Origin of the sequence: Winogradskyella sp. (genome assembly GCF_013213975.1) — a bacterium.
In the GTDB taxonomy this organism is placed as follows: domain Bacteria; phylum Bacteroidota; class Bacteroidia; order Flavobacteriales; family Flavobacteriaceae; genus Winogradskyella.
Window position 1 is genome coordinate 21,377 of record NZ_JABSST010000021.1, and the last position, 18,619, is coordinate 39,995.

At 35.2% G+C, this 18,619-nt stretch carries 19 protein-coding genes and 1 pseudogene; 7 read left to right on the forward strand and 13 right to left on the reverse strand.

Annotated features, from left to right (window positions below; translation table 11 throughout):
- Positions 1 to 39: 39 nt before the first annotated feature.
- The 3 genes and pseudogenes from HRU49_RS04515 to recF all read right to left on the reverse strand — a co-directional run bounded on the left by HRU49_RS04515 (position 40) and on the right by recF (position 1,913).
- The gene (locus HRU49_RS04515; protein ID WP_296354594.1) at positions 40 to 336 is read right to left on the reverse strand and encodes a DUF721 domain-containing protein; all 297 of its coding nucleotides are present in this window, start codon (positions 334 to 336) and stop codon (positions 40 to 42) included.
- Between the two features lie 78 nt (positions 337 to 414).
- Positions 415 to 837: a lipocalin family protein gene (locus HRU49_RS04520; RefSeq protein ID WP_296354596.1), complete on the reverse strand. Its 423-nt coding sequence runs from the start codon at positions 835 to 837 to the stop codon at positions 415 to 417.
- Positions 834 to 1,913, reverse strand: a pseudogene (gene recF / locus HRU49_RS04525) (DNA replication and repair protein RecF). The gene HRU49_RS04520 and the pseudogene recF overlap by 4 nt, the downstream one beginning before the upstream one ends.
- 139 nt (positions 1,914 to 2,052) lie before the next feature.
- On the opposite strand from recF, the gene HRU49_RS04530 reads away from it, so the two are divergent.
- The 7 genes from HRU49_RS04530 (at position 2,053) to HRU49_RS04560 (ending at position 8,495) form a co-directional block, all read left to right on the forward strand.
- Complete coding sequence (locus tag HRU49_RS04530) at positions 2,053 to 2,817, forward strand: tetratricopeptide repeat protein (protein ID WP_296354598.1); 765 nt, start codon at positions 2,053 to 2,055, stop codon at positions 2,815 to 2,817.
- A gap of 2 nt (positions 2,818 to 2,819) precedes the next feature.
- Entirely contained in the window at positions 2,820 to 3,326 is a 507-nt protein-coding gene (gene ribH, locus HRU49_RS04535; protein WP_296354600.1) for a 6,7-dimethyl-8-ribityllumazine synthase, read from the forward strand.
- A 367-nt stretch (positions 3,327 to 3,693) separates the two neighbouring features.
- Positions 3,694 to 3,969, forward strand: coding sequence for a riboflavin synthase subunit beta (locus HRU49_RS04540; protein WP_363146275.1), 276 nt, complete (start codon positions 3,694 to 3,696; stop codon positions 3,967 to 3,969).
- Complete coding sequence (mutL, locus tag HRU49_RS04545; RefSeq protein WP_296354605.1) at positions 3,969 to 5,825, forward strand: DNA mismatch repair endonuclease MutL; 1,857 nt, start codon at positions 3,969 to 3,971, stop codon at positions 5,823 to 5,825. The genes HRU49_RS04540 and mutL overlap by 1 nt, the downstream gene beginning before the upstream one ends.
- 3 nt (positions 5,826 to 5,828) lie before the next feature.
- On the forward strand, positions 5,829 to 6,596 hold the full coding sequence (locus tag HRU49_RS04550) for a rhomboid family intramembrane serine protease (protein WP_296354607.1): 768 nt from the start codon (positions 5,829 to 5,831) through the stop codon (positions 6,594 to 6,596).
- Positions 6,597 to 7,463 carry a rhomboid family intramembrane serine protease gene (locus tag HRU49_RS04555; RefSeq protein ID WP_296354609.1) on the forward strand — a complete coding sequence of 289 codons (867 nt, stop codon included), beginning with the start codon at positions 6,597 to 6,599 and terminating at the stop codon, positions 7,461 to 7,463.
- Positions 7,464 to 7,469: 6 nt separating this feature from the next.
- Positions 7,470 to 8,495: an endonuclease/exonuclease/phosphatase family protein gene (locus tag HRU49_RS04560; RefSeq protein WP_296354611.1), complete on the forward strand. Its 1,026-nt coding sequence runs from the start codon at positions 7,470 to 7,472 to the stop codon at positions 8,493 to 8,495.
- On the opposite strand, the gene HRU49_RS04565 is transcribed toward HRU49_RS04560, so the two are convergent.
- From HRU49_RS04565 to HRU49_RS04610, 10 genes are all read right to left on the reverse strand, one after another.
- Entirely contained in the window at positions 8,487 to 8,795 is a 309-nt protein-coding gene (locus HRU49_RS04565) for a DUF6122 family protein (protein ID WP_296354613.1), read from the reverse strand. The two genes, HRU49_RS04560 and HRU49_RS04565, sit on opposite strands and share 9 nt — an antisense overlap.
- Complete coding sequence (locus HRU49_RS04570; RefSeq protein ID WP_296354615.1) at positions 8,788 to 9,411, reverse strand: WbqC family protein; 624 nt, start codon at positions 9,409 to 9,411, stop codon at positions 8,788 to 8,790. Before HRU49_RS04570 ends, HRU49_RS04565 begins: the two co-directional genes overlap by 8 nt.
- 15 nt (positions 9,412 to 9,426) lie before the next feature.
- Positions 9,427 to 11,043 (reverse strand): signal peptidase I, encoded by a 1,617-nt coding sequence (gene lepB / locus HRU49_RS04575; protein WP_296354617.1) that lies wholly within the window; start codon positions 11,041 to 11,043, stop codon positions 9,427 to 9,429.
- Between the two features lie 61 nt (positions 11,044 to 11,104).
- The gene (dapB, locus tag HRU49_RS04580; RefSeq protein WP_296354619.1) at positions 11,105 to 11,806 is read right to left on the reverse strand and encodes a 4-hydroxy-tetrahydrodipicolinate reductase; all 702 of its coding nucleotides are present in this window, start codon (positions 11,804 to 11,806) and stop codon (positions 11,105 to 11,107) included.
- Between the two features lies 1 nt (position 11,807).
- Positions 11,808 to 12,371, reverse strand: a complete 564-nt coding sequence (locus HRU49_RS04585; RefSeq protein WP_296354621.1) for a DUF5683 domain-containing protein — start codon at positions 12,369 to 12,371, stop codon at positions 11,808 to 11,810.
- 34 nt (positions 12,372 to 12,405) lie between these two features.
- Positions 12,406 to 13,308, reverse strand: a complete 903-nt coding sequence (locus tag HRU49_RS04590; RefSeq protein ID WP_296354623.1) for a ParB/RepB/Spo0J family partition protein — start codon at positions 13,306 to 13,308, stop codon at positions 12,406 to 12,408.
- On the reverse strand, positions 13,308 to 14,075 hold the full coding sequence (locus tag HRU49_RS04595; protein WP_296354625.1) for an AAA family ATPase: 768 nt from the start codon (positions 14,073 to 14,075) through the stop codon (positions 13,308 to 13,310). Before HRU49_RS04595 ends, HRU49_RS04590 begins: the two co-directional genes overlap by 1 nt.
- A gap of 140 nt (positions 14,076 to 14,215) precedes the next feature.
- Positions 14,216 to 17,071: an insulinase family protein gene (locus HRU49_RS04600; RefSeq protein ID WP_296354627.1), complete on the reverse strand. Its 2,856-nt coding sequence runs from the start codon at positions 17,069 to 17,071 to the stop codon at positions 14,216 to 14,218.
- Positions 17,072 to 17,205: 134 nt separating this feature from the next.
- Complete coding sequence (locus HRU49_RS04605; protein ID WP_296354628.1) at positions 17,206 to 17,571, reverse strand: hypothetical protein; 366 nt, start codon at positions 17,569 to 17,571, stop codon at positions 17,206 to 17,208.
- A 79-nt stretch (positions 17,572 to 17,650) separates the two neighbouring features.
- Positions 17,651 to 18,619: methylmalonyl-CoA mutase family protein (locus HRU49_RS04610; protein ID WP_296354630.1), on the reverse strand; the 969-nt coding region annotated here is incomplete at its 5' end.

The following is an 18,619-nucleotide window of genomic DNA, read 5'->3' on the forward strand; positions in this document are numbered from 1 at the left end:
GAATGGCCTTTAAGTTTTGGAAAACTTTAGGAAACTATACTATCTGAGCACTAACTTTTTAACGACCTCTTTTCCGAGAGATTCGTTAAGCATTTTAACAATCTTTTCGTTGCCATAACTCAATTCTTCTCTTAAGACACTCGAGCTAAGCTGTACAAATAGAACCTCGTGTTTGAGTTCAATTGCTGTGGTGTAATTATTAACTCCATTACCCATTAGATTGATCCAAGCTTCACGCACATTTACTTTATCTAATCCTGATTGTAGGTTGTTGGTTTTTACAAATTCCTTTAGAATATCCTCAATTGGTTTGTTATCGTTGTTGCGTTTTGCCACGGCCTTGAATAAGTTATTACAAAGGTCGTTATAATAGATGATTAATCCTTATAAGAAAATGTGAAATTTTAGTGGTAATTAGTCCACACTGAGATTAATTGGAGTATAGCGTTTATAGATATAAATGTCCTGACTAGCGTTGCTAATTTTAAGCTGTTCCTGAGAAGCTTCTAAAACGGTTTCCTTCCAGTTGGCATAAGGAGTATTGTAGTAAATATTTAGACTATCATTTTCAATTTTTATCACTAAAGTCTCAGCATTGTCCGAAGTAAAGTAGGTGTCATTTATTCCTGGCTTTAGCTTTTTTCTAAAACCTTTTAAACTGTCATTAATCTTTATGTAGTCTATAGTTTCATTAAACTTATACTGTTTTTTAGTGCCATTAGCTAAGGTCGCTTCTTTTATTTCCCAGTAACCTTGGAGGTGCTCTAAATAGGTTTCGGGATTGGGAGAACAGCTTAATAAAAAAAACGCACAAACCATTACTAAATAGTACTTCATAATTTGAATAATTTATAGGATTTGTGAATTTGTTTGACCACATTTTCAGTACGCTCCGCATGAGTGTCACTAATAAATATTTGGCCAAAATGATCATCGTCAACCAATTGAATAATTTGAGCCACTCTATTTTCATCTAGCTTATCAAAAATATCATCAAGAAGGAGTATTGGAGAAACACCACTCTGTTGCTTAATAAAATCGAATTGTGCTAATTTTAGAGCAATAAGAAAAGACTTTTGTTGTCATTGGCTTCCAAATTTCTTAATTGGAAAATCATCAATTAAAAAAGTGAGGTCGTCTTTATGAATGCCAACACTTGTATACTGCAACGCTTTGTCTTTGTTGAGATTGTTTTCAAGAAGACTAATAAGCTCACCATTAAAAAGATCACTTTTATATTTTAAATCAATCGCTTCGTTACTTTGGGATATGGCTTCATAGCGTTCCTTGAAAATAGGTATAAAGACTTTAAGAAACTCATCACGCTTTTTAAAAATTGTCTGGCCAAAGTCGTTAAGTTGATCATTATAAACAGCGAGTGTATCAGCATTAAAAGTAGTGTTGAGGGCAAAATATTTTAAAAGCGCATTACGTTGTGATAATACTTTATTGTAGGCAATAACAGCAGTTAGATAAGCTTTATCACTTTGAGAGATAACACTGTCAATAAATTTACGACGTGTATCACTTCCTTCAATAATGAGATCACGATCTGCTGGTGAAATAATGACTAATGGAATAAAACCAATATGATCACTAAATTTATCATAGGCTTTTCCATTGCGCTTAATTATTTTTTTCTGTCCACGTTTCAGCGAAACTATAATTTTCTCAATGCGCTCATTCTTCAAGAAATTACCGTCTACTACAAAGAATTCTGTGCCGTGCTTTATGTTTTGGAGTGCAATTGGGTTGAAGTAACTTTTTCCAAAAGCAAGATGATAGATTGCATCTAAAGCATTAGTTTTTCCAATGCCATTAGCACCAACGAAGCAGTTGATTTTTGAATCAAATTCAAAAACCTGACTTTCAAAATTTTTGTAATTAACTAAAGAGAGCGTATTTAGAATCATAAAAATTATTCCGTTTCCTTTAATTTATTGGAGTTTAGAAGCAGAATTTGAACCTGCAAATTATTGAAAAATAACAAATAAATAGGCTTTTAAATCCCAATAAAAATTTTATTTTTGCGCACGCAATAATAGACAAGATATGGCAACGTATAAGAAAAGAGGCTACAAACCAAAAACAAAAAAAGAGAAGGAAGTTGTAGTCGAGGAAAACTCGGCAACAGCAGAGGTGTTTAATACGCTTGATGAAGGAGCTTCTAAGACAGAAGAGTGGTTTGTAAATAATCAAAACTATATAATTGGTGCAATCGGAGCTATTGCTTTGGTTGTTTTAGGATATTTAGGATACGATAAGTTTATAGCTGAGCCAAATCAAAAAGAAGCTATGAATGAGATGTACCAGGCTAAGAAGTATTTTGAAGAGGCTGTCTCTGGAGTAGCATCAGACTCGTTATACACCATGTCTTTAAATGGTGGTGAAGGTAAATATGGTATGTTAGATATTATAGATCAGTATGGTGGTACACCAGCTGCCAATTTAGCTAACTACTATGCTGGAATGGCATATCTTAATCTTAAAGACTACCAAAACGCGATTACGTATTTAGGAAATTTTGATAGTGATGCTTCAATTCAAGGTCCAGTTGCAACTGGTGCAATAGGTGATGCCTTTGTACAATTAGAACAATATGCAGAAGGCCTTGAGTATTATGAGAAAGCGGTTAGCGCTAATCGTAATGATTATACAACACCAATGTATTTAATGAAAGCTGCGAGAATTGCTATTCGATTAGAAGAAAATCAAAAGGCATTAGATTATTTAAAACGAATTGAATCTGAATTTAGTTCCTCAACTGAGGCAAGTCAGGTAGAGGTATTGATAGGTATGGTTGAAGCTAAATTGTAATAATGGCAACGGCAAATCATAATTTATCAAACTACGATAAAGCTACAATCCCAAACGCGAAAGATTTTCGGTTTGGGATTGTTGTTTCAGAATGGAATACTGAGATTACTGAAGGGCTCTGGCAAGGAGCTTTTGATGCCCTAATTGATTGTGGTGCTTTAAAAGAAAATATCGTTCGGTGGAATGTTCCAGGTACTTTTGAATTGACCTATGGTGCTGCCAGAATGTCTAAAAGTATTTATGCCGATTCTGGAATGCTAGACGCTATCATTGTAATTGGTTGTGTAATTCAAGGAGAAACCAAGCATTTTGATTTTGTTTGTGAAGGGGTAACTCAAGGCATAAAAGATTTGAATCTTAATGGTGATATTCCTGTGATATTCTGTGTATTAACGGATAATAACAGACAGCAATCTGTAGACCGATCTGGGGGCAAACACGGTAATAAAGGAACTGAAGCCGCGGTAACAGCCATAAAAATGGCAACACTTAGAAAGCAAACCAAATAATGGTTTGGCTTTAGTCAATTCGTAACAACATTATTCTGGCATCTTTTTTGTTAATAATTTTAAGGAATCCTTAAGGGAGTTTTCCTTGTAAATTAAGTACATTTGAGATAATGATGTACTATTTTATGAGTCGGTTTGTTTAGTCAAAGAAAAAATAAACGCTTCAGCTATAAGCCTCGTTTTCAGGATTCTGAAAATCTAAAGGCGAACCCTGACATGGAGAGTAAGTGGGGTGAAATCAAAGGCATTTCTAAGAGAAGAGGAAGTAAATTATTTTCATTACCGGCTTTATTGATAATGCTAATTTTTCTCTTTGTGTTAATGTATATTCTTGAAGGATATATAAATTAAGGATATTATGGGAATAATGAAATTGAAAAAAAACAGGAAGTACAATTATAAGCCACGATACTATAAAGGTGACGGAAGTCCTTACGAGTTAAAACACAAATTCGATGATTTTAGAAAAACAGTTAATCCGCCTAAAGGCATTAAAGGGAAGTGGAATGCAGCACTCGACGAATATCAAAATCAACGAGACGAACGTGTTAATAAGCGAGTTTTTATAATTGCAGCTATTTTAATTTTTCTTTTTCTGGCAGTTATTGGTTTCGATTTATCCATATTCTTTCCTAATAGCTAATGACAGATATTATTCAACTTTTACCAGACCATGTTGCCAACCAAATTGCAGCTGGTGAAGTGGTACAGCGTCCTGCTTCTGTAGTTAAAGAACTTTTAGAAAATGCCATTGATGCTGGATCCACAGAAGTTAAACTTATTATTAAAGATGCTGGTAAAACACTAGTTCAGGTTATTGATAATGGTAAGGGTATGAGTGTTACTGATGCGCGTTTGAGTTTTGAGCGTCATGCCACGTCAAAAATCAGATCAGCAGAAGATTTATTTCACTTACAAACCAAAGGGTTTAGAGGTGAAGCGCTAGCAAGTATTGCAGCAATTGCCCATGTAGAACTTAAGACTAAGCGTCCTGAAGATGAACTTGGTACTGCCATTGAGATCGAAGGGAGTAAAGTAAAATCGCAAGAGGTGTCTGTAACGCCAACAGGAACCTCTGTTTCAGTAAAAAACTTATTTTTTAATATACCAGCAAGACGAAATTTTTTAAAATCGGATACCGTTGAATTAAGACATATAACAGACGAATTTCATCGTGTAGCGCTTGCACATCCTAACTTGGCATTCGCTTTTTACCATAATGGGAGTGAATTATTTAATTTGCCGAGTGAAAATTATAGACAGCGTGTTGTTCATATTTTTGGAAGTAAAACCAATGAAAAGTTAGTGCCTGTTGATGAAGATACAGAAGTGCTCAAAATATCTGGATTTGTTGGTAAACCAGAATATGCAAAAAAAACACGATCAGAACAATTCTTCTTTGTTAATCAACGTTTCATTAAGAGTGCCTATCTCAACCATGCTATTAGTGCGGCATTTGAAGGGTTACTGAAAGATGGCTATCATGCAAGTTATTTTTTAAACCTCGCAGTTGATCCTAAAACTATTGATATTAATATCCATCCTACTAAGACTGAAATAAAATTTGATGATGAGCATACCTTGTATGCTATACTTCGTTCAGCAGTAAAGCATAGTCTTGGACAGTTTAATATTGCTCCAATACTTGATTTTGAGCATCAGAGTCAACTAAATACACCATACAACTACAAAGATAAAGTAGGAAAAGCACCGACAATTGAGGTCGATCGCAGTTTTAATCCATTTTCTAGTGACCAGTCTTCATCGAAATCTACTGCGTTTAAATCAGACTATAAAAAGGCTCCGGCTGCTAATTGGGAGAGTTTGTATGTGGGATTAGAATCTAAGGGCAATAACGCTTCTAACGATTTTGCTGAGGTTACATTCGAAAGTAATCCTGAAACCGCAACTTTGTTTTCAGATGATGCTATCGCATCGAATAAGACCACTTTTCAACTGCAAAATAAGTACATTGTCAGTACTTTAAAATCTGGTATGCTAATCATTGATCAAAGTCGTGCGCACCAGCGTATCTTGTATGAAAACTTTTTGAAGCTTATTACCGTTAAAGAGGCCACGAGTCAGCAGCTATTGTTTCCACTTGAATTGAGCATTACACCTAATGAATGTCTAATTATTAAACACATGCAGACAGATTTAGAGCATGCAGGTTTTGTATTTTCTGAAATTAGAGAAGAAACTTTAATAGTAACAGGTGTACCTGTTGAAGTACCAGAAAGTGAAGTGTCAATAATTATTGAACAATTGCTTAGTGATGTTGAGACCAATGTGCCTGATGCGAGTTTTAGTACTGCTGATTTATTGGCTAAATCAATGGCAAAGAGTCTTGCCATTAAGAATGGGCAACAACTTAATTCACAGGAGCAGGAGCATCTTGTTAATAGTTTGTTTGCCTGCAAGGAACCAAGTGTTTCACCAACCAATCGACCAACGTTTATAACTATGGATGCAAGGTCAATAGAAAAGAAATTTATATAAGTTATGAGGCAAGGGATCACAGATGCAGTAAAACACTTATTGATTATAAATGTAATCATGTATATCGGAATGATGACTGTTGGTCATCAAGGCGAACCATTTTCTACTTGGTTTGCTTTGCATTTTCCAAAAAATCCATTATTTCAACCATGGCAGGTGTTAACGCACATGTTTATGCATAGCAGTCAAACTTTTGCGCATATTTTATTTAATATGTTTGCTTTATGGATGTTTGGGACTGCCGTTGAGCAAGTATTTGGTTGGAAAAAGTTCTTAACTTTTTATCTTTTATCTGGTTTTGGTGCAGCATTCATTCAAATTGCGTTTTCCTATTATCAATATAATACAGGACTTATTGCCTTAGTAGAGTCTGGTGTTTCTGAAAGTACCATTATTAATTTACTATCTAATGGACAATACGATCCAAATTGGGCCAATGTGCTGGGTAGTTTAGAAGATGCTCAAACTTTTGCGGCCTCTTATATTGTGCCTATGGTTGGTGCTTCTGGAGCAATTATGGGTGTGCTTGTGGCTTTTGGTATGTTGTTTCCAGAATCTAAGTTGATGCTTATTTTCTTACCGATTCCAATTAAGGCTAAATACTTTATTCCTGCTATCATTGCTTTAGACTTATTTTCTGGTTTAACAGGGCAAGCCATATTTAGTCCAAGTAATACAGCTTTTATGGCTCACGTAGGTGGAGCACTAACAGGTTTTCTATTAATGTATTTCTGGAAAAAGAATGAACGTGATAAATACCGTTGGAACTAAATGACAACTATAGAAAGACTAAAATATAGATACAATCTACTCGATGTTTTTGGAAAAATCATCACGGTTAATGTTATTGTATTTGCTCTTGATCTTATCTTTTCCAGCCTTTTTAGACTGAATATTGTAAAGTACTTTGTTATACCTTCTGGTTTTGACGATTTTATCTGGCAACCATGGTCGCTATTGACGTATGGCTTTTTACATTCTGGTCTATTTCACTTGTTATTTAATATGTTGTTTCTGTTTTACCTTTCTCGTACAGCCTCTAATCTTTTTAGGACTAAGATGGTTCTTAATATTTATTTGCTTGGTATTATCTCGGGTGGATTAGCCTATTTGGCCGTTTCTAATATTATTCCTGGAAATTTTTTCGGTACCAGAAATGGAGTTATGGTTGGGGCATCTGCCGGTGTCAGTGCCTTGTTAATGTTTGTTGCCATTTACATGCCAGATTCGCAGATTCGCTTAATCAATATGTTCAATGTAAAGTGGATGCATATTGCGTTATTCTTTGTGGCTATGGACGTATTTAGGATATTACTTGGGATTAATCAAGGCGGATATATTGCACATCTCGGAGGCTATTTATTGGGTTATTATTATGCAACACAATTAAAGAAGGGTAAAGACATTGGTCTAGGTTTTGAAAGGACTATGGATTCATTCATGGGGTGGTTTAAGCCAAAATCTTCTTTGAAAACTGTACATCGTAACGCAGTAAGAACAAGTAAACCAAAACCTTCTGTAAAAGATGAAAAGCAGAAAAAGATAGATGCTATTTTAGATAAGATAAGTAAGAGCGGTTATGATAGTTTATCTGCAAAAGAAAAGGCTTTTTTGTTTGATGCGAGTAAGGAGGATTAAGCGATTATGAAAAAAATGAAGTTTTTTGGAAGCCTTGTGTTTTTTGTCAACTCCTTGGCAGCATTCCTGTTATTAATTTCATACATATTGCCTTATATACCTCCTAAGAGCTTTTCTTCGTTGTCGGTTTTAAGTTTGAGCGTACCTTTATTAATCATAATTAATGCTTTCTTTTTTGTGTATTGGGTATTACGACTTAGAAAACAACTCTTACTGTCTCTATTTGTTCTAGCTTTAGGTTGGAATCATGTAGGCTCACTCTATAAATTCTCATCGAGCGAACCAACGTCTAATAACGAAAGTATGTCTGTATTGTCATTTAATGTTAGATTATTTAACGAGTATAAATGGTTGCCGAGTGAAACAATTAAAGAAGATATAGTTAAGCTTATTCAGACAGAGTCTCCTGAAATAGTTTGTTTGCAAGAGTACCGACGAGGAAATCCAGTTAAGCTTGACGGTTACTATAATTTTAATGCTACATACACTAAAGAAACTCGAGGAGGTCAAGTTATTTATTCGAAGTTTCCCATTATTAATTCTGGCTCTCTTGAATTTCAGAATACTAACAATAATGCAATTTTTGCAGATATTGTAAAACAAAAGGACACGATTAGAGTTTATAACATGCATTTACAATCTGCTAGAATAAATACAGAGCATGAGGAAATTAGTACGCGAACATCAGGTAGTTTGTTTAAGCGAGTGGGTAGAATGTTTAAAGCGCAGCAGGAACAGGTAGAACTATTTAAAAAACATAAATCACAATGTCCATATAAGGTAATTGTAACTGGCGATTTTAATAATACTGCCTATTCTTACACTTTTGATCAAATTACAGGCGATGATCTCATTGATACGTTTGCTGAAGCAGGTTCTGGCTTTGGCAAAACGTTTGAGTTTAAGTATTTTCCAATGAGAATCGATTTTGTTCTAGCTGATAAGGAATTCCAAGTCAACGGATTTAAAACGTATAACGATATAAAATTATCAGATCACTATCCTGTAGTAGCTACCCTTAGCTTAGATTAATATACAATCTGCTGAATCCGCTACTATATGTGCTAAAAGTCCAAGTCCAATAAGTCTTGTTTGTTTAGGAAACAAAAGCAATACATAGATTATTATGGCGAAGTCAGAGTGTAGCGGATGATAATTTATACTGCAACGGTTGGGATCAAATATTGGGTTGGCTAAAAGATGGTCTAAATCAATGATAAAGGCTAATAACATTATCAGATAAGTTTTGAGCCAATTGTGTCTATACCATACTAAGGCTATTAATAGCGGTAAACCAAAATGTAGTCCATAATGTATAATGAACTTAAGCATTACTATTTATTTTCAGTGTATTGAGGTAAAGACTAGAACTTGGTCCTTGATTAAATAAAAGATCTAATATGCTTAAGTTAGACATGAAGCCATGTTTTTCGGTAAACACTTGCACGTAAGAATTCAAATCGTTCATGGAATAGTTTCTTTGAACCATTGACCGAAAGTCTCTCATGCCCTTTGGATTCTGATCAAATTTTTCAGTGAATTGCGGCTTTAAATCTAATTGCAATGACTCATTCAATAGCTCAAAACATTGGAGATTTAAATCCATTATAAAGTCAAACCTTTTTTCAAAAATTGGCATTAAATCGTCAATATAAAACTCGAAGAAGGGTGACATACTGTAGGCTGATTGTAATGACTTAAGATGCAGTTGTTGCCAGTTATTGTTATTTGCAATCTTAACGTCCTTATATAGTTGTCTATTATTCTGAGTATAGCTCACAGGCACAGTTAAGGCTAATTTACCATTGGCTCCATAAATTTCAGTTCTATTTCTAAAGCATTGCTTTTGGTAATTATCGCTGACCTCAAACCAAAAAGCATCAGATTGAACCATCACTGCGAAATGTGTTATGTTAGGGAAATAGGTAGGATATAAAAGACTATCCATACAGCAATTTAAAGTCTATGATTTAGCCTTTTTCTTTTTTCTCCATTTACTAAAACCATAGAGACCTAATATAACGGCTAGAAATGGAATAAAATAGGATGTTCTATTACCATTACCACTAACTGTTGTAAAAATTCGGTCCCAGCGGAATTCCCAGTTTTTAATGCCGTCCATGAGTCCATCAATGCTCATCCAGATAAAGACTGGTTTCCCAAAAATATGGTCATATGGCACAAAGCCCCAGGCTCTTGCATCAACGGAATTATGTCGGTTATCACCCATCATCCAATAATAATCTTGTTTAAAGGTGTATGAGGTTGCAGGCTCGTCATTAATAAAAATTTGATTACCTCGTGTTACAACTTCATTGCCTTCGTATTCACCAATAGCACGCTTGTACAATGATATATTTTCGATATTCAGCTGAACTGTAGCGCCTTCTTTTGGTATCCATAATGGACCAAAATGATCCATATTCCATTTATAGTTAGGATCTCTTGGGAAAACATCATCCGCTTCTCCTGGTTGTCGGTTAATACGTTCGATACTCGCAACATTCGGTTGTACCTTCAATAAATTTACAGCTTTGTCCGAAGCTGCAGGTAAATAAAATGACCCATCATTTGGATTGTATCTAAATCCATCATCTATATCTGCCTTATCAAGCATGTTGTAAAACAAACGTTCTTCACCAGAAGTACTTATTGGTTTTTTGAGTGTTAAACGATAAGAAAACTGTAGATGCGATCTTGGTGGTAATTTGTTTTGCACTCCATTAATAAATACATAACCATTTCTCAATTCTAAGGTATCTCCGGGTAAACCTACACAGCGTTTAACAAGGTTTGTTTTCTTATCAATAGGCTTGTAGTAGTTACGATCTGGAGTAAACTTGTTCATATCCAGTAATGTGTCTGCAGGTTGATTAAACACAACAATATCATTACGTTCTACGTTTTCAAATCCAGGTAGTCTAAAATAGGGTAATTGTAGTTTATTAATTAAAGCGGTGTTTCTTTCCTCGAAATTATCACTAAATAAATAAGATTTCTTTTTTATTACTGGAATGGTATCATGCACCATTGGGGTAGCAACCGTAGTCATCGGTGTTCTTGCTCCATAATGAATCTTACTCACGATTAAGAAGTCCCCAACTAAAAGGGATTTTTCTAAAGACGACGATGGAATAACAAAAGGTTGAAAGAAATAGGTATGTACAATGGTTGCAGCTACTATTGCAAATAGAATAGAGGTAATCCATTCTCCTGCCGATGTCTTTGGCTTCAATTGCCTGTTTTCTACAAACTGAACATCCTCCACATAATTTAAATAGTAGAGATAAAACCCTAGAGTAATGATACAAATTAGGGCATCACGTTTGGTGTCTTTTCCAAAGGTTCTTGCTGTTTCAACCCATACTGCTGGAATCATAATTAGATTTACAATTGGTAAAAACATTAGGATAATCCACCACCATGGTCGCGTTATTATTTGCATTAAAACCCAAGCGTTATAAATTGGAACAAAAGCTTCCCAAGCCTGTCGACCAGCTTTAACGTATAGTTTCCATGTGCCTAAGCCATGTATTATTTGTATGATTATAAAGAAGATAAACCACTGTGTCCAAGTCATGATGCTATGTTTAGTCTAGTTGGTTGTAAAGTATTTTAATTTGTTTCAAATATTTGGCAAATTAACCAATGTTTAACACATCTTTCATAGTAAAAATGCCTTTTTTATCTTTTATCCATTCTGCTGCAATAACAGCACCTAAAGCAAACCCTTGTCTGTTATGCGCAATATGTTTAATACTTATGGTATCTATGTCGGATGCATACGTTATTTCATGGGTGCCTGGAATATCAGGAAGGCGTTTTGCTTCAATTTTAATCGTATCACTATTAGCCTTATCCAGTGCCCAATGGCTATAATTGGTGTTTGCAATAATTTGTTCGGCTAAAGTAATTGCCGTGCCACTTGGTGCATCGAGTTTTTTTGTATGATGAATCTCTTCAATATCAGTTGTATAACCAGATATATTAGCCATTAATGCACTAAGCTTTTTATTGATTTCGAAAAAGATATTGACTCCAAGACTAAAGTTTGAAGCGTACAAAAAGGTTCCATTTTTAGATTTGCAATAGTCTACGACTTCCTTATAGTGATCTAACCATCCTGTTGTTCCAGAAATAATAGGAATATGTGCATCCAAGGCCTTTTTTATATTAGTTACTGCAGCATCTGGTATACTAAAGTCAATAGCGACATCAGTATTAGAGAAATCAAAACTATCTGACGCATCTGCTATCTTTAAACTAATACTGTGATTGCGCTCTTTAGCAATAGCCTCAATACTTTTACCCATTCTGCCATAACCTAGTAAAGCTATTTTCATTTTAAAATTTAAAATTAAGTGTTAAGCCCAAATCGGACGAATTTTCCATTTGGTTGTATTGGTAATGTGGACTAAGGGATAGGTTTTCATCAACATTAAATTGCAATAAATGTGCATCGACATTGGCGTCAATAATGTTAAGAGCGTATAATCCTATAGTTACCAATAGAGAGACTTCCTTATTCCTTCTAAATTGTTGTTGCGCTCGAATTAAACCATCATTAGAAATAAGGGGATTGCCGTCAGCATCAGAGAATTCGTCGTCCGTAAACCCAGCCAATCGTCTTTTATAAGCATTTCTATATCGATCAAATTGTTTATCGTTTCTAACATAAAAGTATATTCCAGTGCCTATAGCACCCCAAACAATGGGAATCTTCCAATATTTTTTATTGTAAGCTTGTCCAGCACCTGGAAGAATTGCTGAGTAAAATGCAGCTTTAGATGGACGTAAAGGATCAATTGGTTTCCGTTCAATATTCAAGTCTTCAACAACCACCAGCTCTTTATCAATGCCAATGCTGGTGCTATCATTTTCTTTTTCTTGCCCTGTTAAAAAAAGCAATGACAAAAGAAAGATAAATACTAAATATGAACGCTTATTTAGCACGCTGAACCAATTTTTTTATCCTATTAAAATCTTCTTCAGAATGGAATGGAATTGTGATTTTACCACTTCCATTTTTTCCTAATTTGACATCGATTTTATGCCCAAAATAATCTGAGAATTCTTTAACTCCCTTTTTAATGTATTTGGGAATTTCGGTTGGTTCATTTGAAACTGCTGTTTCTGTATTGGTATTTAGATGCTTAACTAACTGTTCCGTTGCCCTCACAGATAGTTTATTGCTGATCACTTTTTCATAGACTTCAAGTTGATCTATTTGGCTATCAATATTTACCATAGCTCTACCATGTCCCATTGAGATAAAACCATCACGCATCCCTGTTTGAATGATAGGATCTAATTTTAAAAGTCTTAAATAATTGGCAATCGTTGAGCGCTTTTTACCCACACGTTCGCTCATTTGTTCTTGAGTAAGTTTAATTTCGTCAATTAAACGTTGGTAAGACAAAGCAATTTCAATAGGATCGAGATCTTGACGTTGGATGTTTTCTACTAGAGCCATCTCCAAGGACTCTTGATCATTAGCAATTCTTATATAAGCAGGAATTGTTTCTAGACCAATTAACTTGGACGCTCTAAAACGTCGCTCACCTGAGACGAGCTGGTATTTATTAAAGGCTAACTTTCTAACGGTAATAGGCTGAATAACACCTAACTCTCTTATAGAAGACGCTAACTCTCTAAGCGATTCTTCATTAAAGTTAGTTCTAGGTTGAAAGGGGTTAACCTCAATACTCGTTATATCAAGTTCAACGATATTACCAACAACCTTATCTGCATTTTTATCATCAGCAGATTTTATATCATTTTCGGGATCTTTCAATAAGGCTGAAAGTCCTCGCCCTAACGCCTGTTTTTTAGTTGCCTTCGCCATTAAAATTCATTTTTCTTAATAAGTTCTTTTGCTAAACTTAAATAATTTGCGGCACCCTTACTACTTACATCGTAGTTAATAATACTTTCCCCATAACTTGGTGCTTCACCTAAGCGCACATTACGTTGGATAATGGTTTCAAAAACCATTTCACTAAAGTGCTTTTGAACTTCTTCTACAACCTGATTTGATAGTCGCAAACGCGAATCGAACATGGTGAGAAGCATGCCTTCAATATCTAACGCTTCGTTGTGTATCTTCTGTACACTTTTAATAGTATTTAACAGTTTTCCAAGGCCTTCTAGTGCAAAATATTCACACTGTATAGGTATCATAACTGAATCTGAAGCCGTAAGCGCATTTAAGGTTAATAAGCCAAGTGAAGGGGCACAGTCGATTAAAATGTAATCATATTCAGATTTTAATTCTGAAATCGCTTTTTTAAGCATGTACTCGCGTTCGTCTTTATCTACCAGTTCTATTTCAATCGCAACGAGATCGATATGCGCCGGAATGACATCAACATTAGGTGCGTTAGAAGCTACAATAGCTTCTTTAGCAACAGTAGTATGCTCAAGAACTTGATATGATCCTATTTCTACAGCATCAACATCGATACCGAGACCAGAACTTGCGTTGGCTTGTGGATCCGCATCTATAAGTAGGACTTTTTTCTCTAGTGCACCTAGGGAAGCAGCTAAATTAACTGAGGTTGTGGTTTTACCAACTCCGCCTTTTTGATTAGCAATAGCAATGATTTTACCCATTAATTGATTTGGTTTGTTGAGGGTTTAAAAATACGATTTATTATGGGTTTTGAAAATCGAAGTTGTTAACATAGCATAAAAAAAAGCCTTCCAAAATCAAAGATTCTAGACGGCTTTTAGTATTTCTGTATGCGGAGCAATTACTCTTCCGGCATCAAAATGGCCTTAATATATCCATTAGTTAAGTATTTTTTAGCAACATTTTGGATGTCTTTTGCTGCTACGGCATTAACATCCTTTTCGTAAGTAATAACCGAATTTAAATCTCCTTGTGAATAGTCTGCATCCTTAATAGTAGAAAGCCAAAAACGATTTTGCTCAAGATTATCTTTTCTTGATAAAATTTGCGCCTTTTTAACTTTATCTAAGTCTATTTCAGTAGGACCATCTGTTATAATTTTTTCTAACTCAGCGATAGAAGCATTGGCTAATTTTTCTGCATTATCTGGACCACAAGGGAAGGATATACTAAAGTTAAAACGACCATAAGGTATTTTACCAATAAATCCATTGGCGCCTGCACCATAAACCCCTCCTTCTTCTTCTCTAAGTTTTTCAATGAGTTTAATGCTTAAGATGTCACCTAACATGTTCATGGCTCTCGCCTCTTTTTCATTATAGTCCGCATCACCACTAAAAATTAAACGTACTGCACTTTTAGGTTCAGTACCTTTGTTGTACATAAATTCATGTGATCCAGATTTTGGTCTAAAATCATGCACTTTATACATTTCCTTTTCACCAGTACTTGGTAATGATGCTATATAAGTTTCAGCGAAGTCTTTAATCTTAGACTCGTCAACATTACCCACGAAGTAAAAATGAAAATCCCCAGCATTGGCAAATCGTTCTTTATATTTTTGATAAGCCAGATCGTAATTAGCATTATCTAAAGCTTCAGCATCTGGAAAGCCAGTATACCTAGGATTACCTTCATTAACAAATTCTCCATACGCAATAGAAAATGCGATATTAGGATTGGATAAGATATTCCCTAAAAATGCTTTTTGCTTACTTATATAAGATGCAAAGGCCTCAGGATCCTTATCTAACTTTGTAAAATATAGATGAATCATTTGAAACATCATTTCCAAATCTTTAGGTGATGCAGATCCTCTAAATCCTTCGGAGTTACCTCCTATAAATGGCCTAACACTAACAATTTTTCCAGAGGTCATTTTAGCCATTTCGTTTTTGTCAATACCATCAATACTAGCTTCAAATAATCCTCCATTGGCACTTGAAGTTTCTTTGAGTTCTTCATCTGAATATAATGAGGTGCCACCATAACTAAAAGCCTCAAGTAAAATCTCGTCGTTTTTAAAATCTGTTTTTTTGTAAGTGATTTTAGCACCATTACTCAAGGTAAGAGTAGTGGTTTCAGTTATTGCACCTTCATTATTGGTAGTTTGACTTATAACACTCCCCTTAACAGGTTTAATCGGCATCATTTCAGCTCTTGCTGCTTCGTCTTCATAATCTTTAACATCTGATTTTTTAACGGCATCTAACAAATCAATAACTTCTTTTTCGGAAACTTTTGTAAGTCCTTCTTTTTTTGGTCCTGTAAGAATTACCAACCGGTTATCGTCATGTAAGAAGTCGGTAATTAAACCGTTGACCTCGCTTAATGTAATTTTGGGTAATTCTGATTGTGCATAACTGTAAGACCACTCAATGCTTGGAATTGGACTTTCCTGTAAGAAGTTAGATACGTAAAGGTTTACAATTCTACCTGATTCGCGTTTGTCTTTATTTTTAAAATTGCGCTCGAGTCTTGCTAAGTAGTCTTTTTTTGCGCGATCTAATTCAGATGCTTTAAATCCAAAACGCTTTACACGTTCGTTTTCTTCAAGCAATGTTTTTAGGGCTTCCAGTTGTCCAGTTTCATTGGTTTGTGCAACAGATTGATATGCTTCTTTATTTCCAATAATTCCGCCATGATATGAGAATCCAAATAAGAAAGGTGGGTTTGGTTGATTTCTATATTCATTTAATCGATTGTTAATCATTTGAGTGAAAAGTCCTTCAACCATATTATCACGGTAATCTTGAATGGTTCTCGTTTTTTCTGGATTGCCTTTGTCTTTATAATATATTTGAACCTGGCTCGATGTAGCTTCTTCATCCCACTCAATGGCTACAAAAGTGCCTTCATGATTTTCAGAATAGTAGTCTTCTCTTGGTTTAGGATTTTGAGGGTTTTTAAGTTCGCTAAAATTGGCAATAATCTTTTGTTCTAGAGTTTCAACATCTAAATCACCAACAGCAATTACTGCCATAAGATTTGGACGATACCAATCTTTTTGAAAGTTTCTTAGGCTTTCATATCCAAACGTTTCTAAATTCTCTTTAGTACCGATTGGCAGACGCTCTGCATATCTTGATTTATAAGCAATCTTATCGAGATATTTTGATTGCATTCGTGTAGCAGCACCCAGTCGGGTACGATATTCTTCGATAACAACTCCACGCTCGTCATCAATATCTTCTGCGGTAAGTAAGGCATTACCAGCCCAGTCTTGCAAAATTTGGAAGCCTTTTTCTAATTTCTCAGGATCATCGCTTGGAATAGGGAGAATATAAACTGTTTGATCAAAGCCTGTATAGGCATTTAAGTCTGCCCCAAATTCAACTCCAATATTTTGCAAGTAGTCGACCAGCTCATTTTTTTGGAAGTTTTTCGTGCCATTGAAATTCATGTGTTCCATGAAATGGGCGAGGCCAACTTGGTCTTCTGTTTCTACAATAGAACCTGCTTTTAATGCTAAACGTAATTCTACTTTGTCCTCTGGTTTTCCATTATTTTGAATATAATAGGTGAGACCATTAGGGAGTTTACCTATCTTAACTTCTTGTGTAATTGGTAAAGCGTCTAAAGGTACTGCGCCTGTCGTTTGTTGTTCTGGGGTATTTGTTTGAGCATTTGCGGTAAATGCAACGAGTAAACTGCATACAAAAAGTGTTTGAAACACCTTGATAAATGTTGATTTCATGAGATTGATGGTTTTTGTGTTTAATACATACAATAGTATGAGGAAATTCCTCTAATTTAAAAATTATTTCTTCGTAGTTGAAAGAATAACAATTATTTAACTAAATAGGTAAGCTAGTATTGTTTGTAGGAAGATTATGAACAATTTGGGTTAGAATCACAATCGGGATCATCACAATCGATAAGGCCATCACCGTCATTATCCTCACCGTCAATGCAACGTTCTATAAGGCAGTCTTGGAAGTCTTCACACTCTAAGTCAAAACAATCAATAAAACCATCGCCATCATTGTCAATGCCATCATTGCATATTTCTTGACAGGTGTTATTATCGTTGCAATCTAGATCTTGACAGTCTACCAGGCTATCACCATCATTATCAATGCCGTCATTACAAATCTCTGAAGTTGTGTCATCAGATTCATCGGTGTTGTTATTACTACAACTTATCACCAATACACAAAAGGAAATGGCACACAGTTGTCTTAATTGGATGGACATAGCAAAGAATTTTGTACTAAGATAACCATTGCAAAAATGACACGGAGTTAAACTTTTTTTAAAACGAGTGGACCATGCTCTAATCAATTAAAATTTCGAGTATTTGGATGGCAGCATCACTTATTTTTGTACCAGGTCCAAAAACTGCAACTGCACCAGCATCAAAAAGAAATTGATAGTCCTGTTTTGGAATAACACCACCAACAATTACCATAATGTCATCGCGACCATAAGCCCTTAATTCTTCAATAACTTGAGGAACTAGTGTTTTGTGACCTGCGGCTAATGATGAAACTCCTAAGATATGTACGTCATTTTCAACAGCTTGTTTGGCAGCTTCCTTTGGCGTTTGAAATAAAGGGCCGATATCTACATCAAAACCTACATCGGCATAACCAGTGGCAACAACTTTTGCCCCTCTATCATGACCATCTTGGCCCATTTTTGCTATCATTATTCTTGGTCTACGACCATCTTGTTCTGCAAATTGATCTGCAAGTTTCCGGGCTTTCTTGAAGCTTTTATCGTCTTTTATTTCCTTACTATACACACCGCTGAAGGATTTTATTTTAGCCTTGTAACGTCCAAATGCTGCTTCTAAGGCATCACTAATTTCACCTAATGTAGCACGTTTGCGAGCTGCATCTATGGCTAAAGCTAATAAATTTTCATTTCCTGACTTAGCAGCTTTGGTTAATTTTGATAGCGCTTCAGCCACGTCTTGATTATTTCTTGTAGACTTTATTTGATTGAGTCGTTCTATTTGTTGATTTCGAACCGTCTGGTTATCGACCTCAAGAATATGAAGCGGATCTTCCTCTTCAAGTTGATATTTGTTAACACCAACAATGACATCTTGACCTGAATCAATTCTTGCTTGTTTACGAGCCGCAGCTTCCTCAATACGTAACTTTGGAATTCCTGCTTCAATAGCTTTAGTCATGCCACCTAGTTCTTCAACCTCTTCTATTAAAGCCCAAGCTTTTTGTGCTATATCATGTGTTAAACACTCCACATAATAACTTCCAGCCCAAGGGTCAACCGTTTT

Excerpts from the sequence above, each read along its gene's own strand:
- dapB (WP_296354619.1), bottom strand. The coding sequence starts at position 11,806 with ATGAAAATAGCTTTACTAGGTTATGGCAGAATGGGTAAAAGTATTGAG.
- HRU49_RS04595 (WP_296354625.1), bottom strand. The coding sequence starts at position 14,075 with ATGGGTAAAATCATTGCTATTGCTAATCAAAAAGGCGGAGTTGGTAAA.
- HRU49_RS04605 (WP_296354628.1), bottom strand. The coding sequence starts at position 17,571 with ATGTCCATCCAATTAAGACAACTGTGTGCCATTTCCTTTTGTGTATTG.
- HRU49_RS04600 (WP_296354627.1), bottom strand. The coding sequence starts at position 17,071 with ATGAAATCAACATTTATCAAGGTGTTTCAAACACTTTTTGTATGCAGT.
- HRU49_RS04590 (WP_296354623.1), bottom strand. The coding sequence starts at position 13,308 with ATGGCGAAGGCAACTAAAAAACAGGCGTTAGGGCGAGGACTTTCAGCC.
- mutL (WP_296354605.1), top strand. The coding sequence starts at position 3,969 with ATGACAGATATTATTCAACTTTTACCAGACCATGTTGCCAACCAAATT.
- HRU49_RS04550 (WP_296354607.1), top strand. The coding sequence starts at position 5,829 with ATGAGGCAAGGGATCACAGATGCAGTAAAACACTTATTGATTATAAAT.
- HRU49_RS04530 (WP_296354598.1), top strand. The coding sequence starts at position 2,053 with ATGGCAACGTATAAGAAAAGAGGCTACAAACCAAAAACAAAAAAAGAG.
- HRU49_RS04565 (WP_296354613.1), bottom strand. The coding sequence starts at position 8,795 with ATGCTTAAGTTCATTATACATTATGGACTACATTTTGGTTTACCGCTA.
- HRU49_RS04540 (WP_363146275.1), top strand. The coding sequence starts at position 3,694 with ATGAAATTGAAAAAAAACAGGAAGTACAATTATAAGCCACGATACTAT.
- ribH (WP_296354600.1), top strand. The coding sequence starts at position 2,820 with ATGGCAACGGCAAATCATAATTTATCAAACTACGATAAAGCTACAATC.
- HRU49_RS04520 (WP_296354596.1), bottom strand. The coding sequence starts at position 837 with ATGAAGTACTATTTAGTAATGGTTTGTGCGTTTTTTTTATTAAGCTGT.
- HRU49_RS04555 (WP_296354609.1), top strand. The coding sequence starts at position 6,597 with ATGACAACTATAGAAAGACTAAAATATAGATACAATCTACTCGATGTT.
- lepB (WP_296354617.1), bottom strand. The coding sequence starts at position 11,043 with ATGACTTGGACACAGTGGTTTATCTTCTTTATAATCATACAAATAATA.
- HRU49_RS04560 (WP_296354611.1), top strand. The coding sequence starts at position 7,470 with ATGAAAAAAATGAAGTTTTTTGGAAGCCTTGTGTTTTTTGTCAACTCC.
- HRU49_RS04570 (WP_296354615.1), bottom strand. The coding sequence starts at position 9,411 with ATGGATAGTCTTTTATATCCTACCTATTTCCCTAACATAACACATTTC.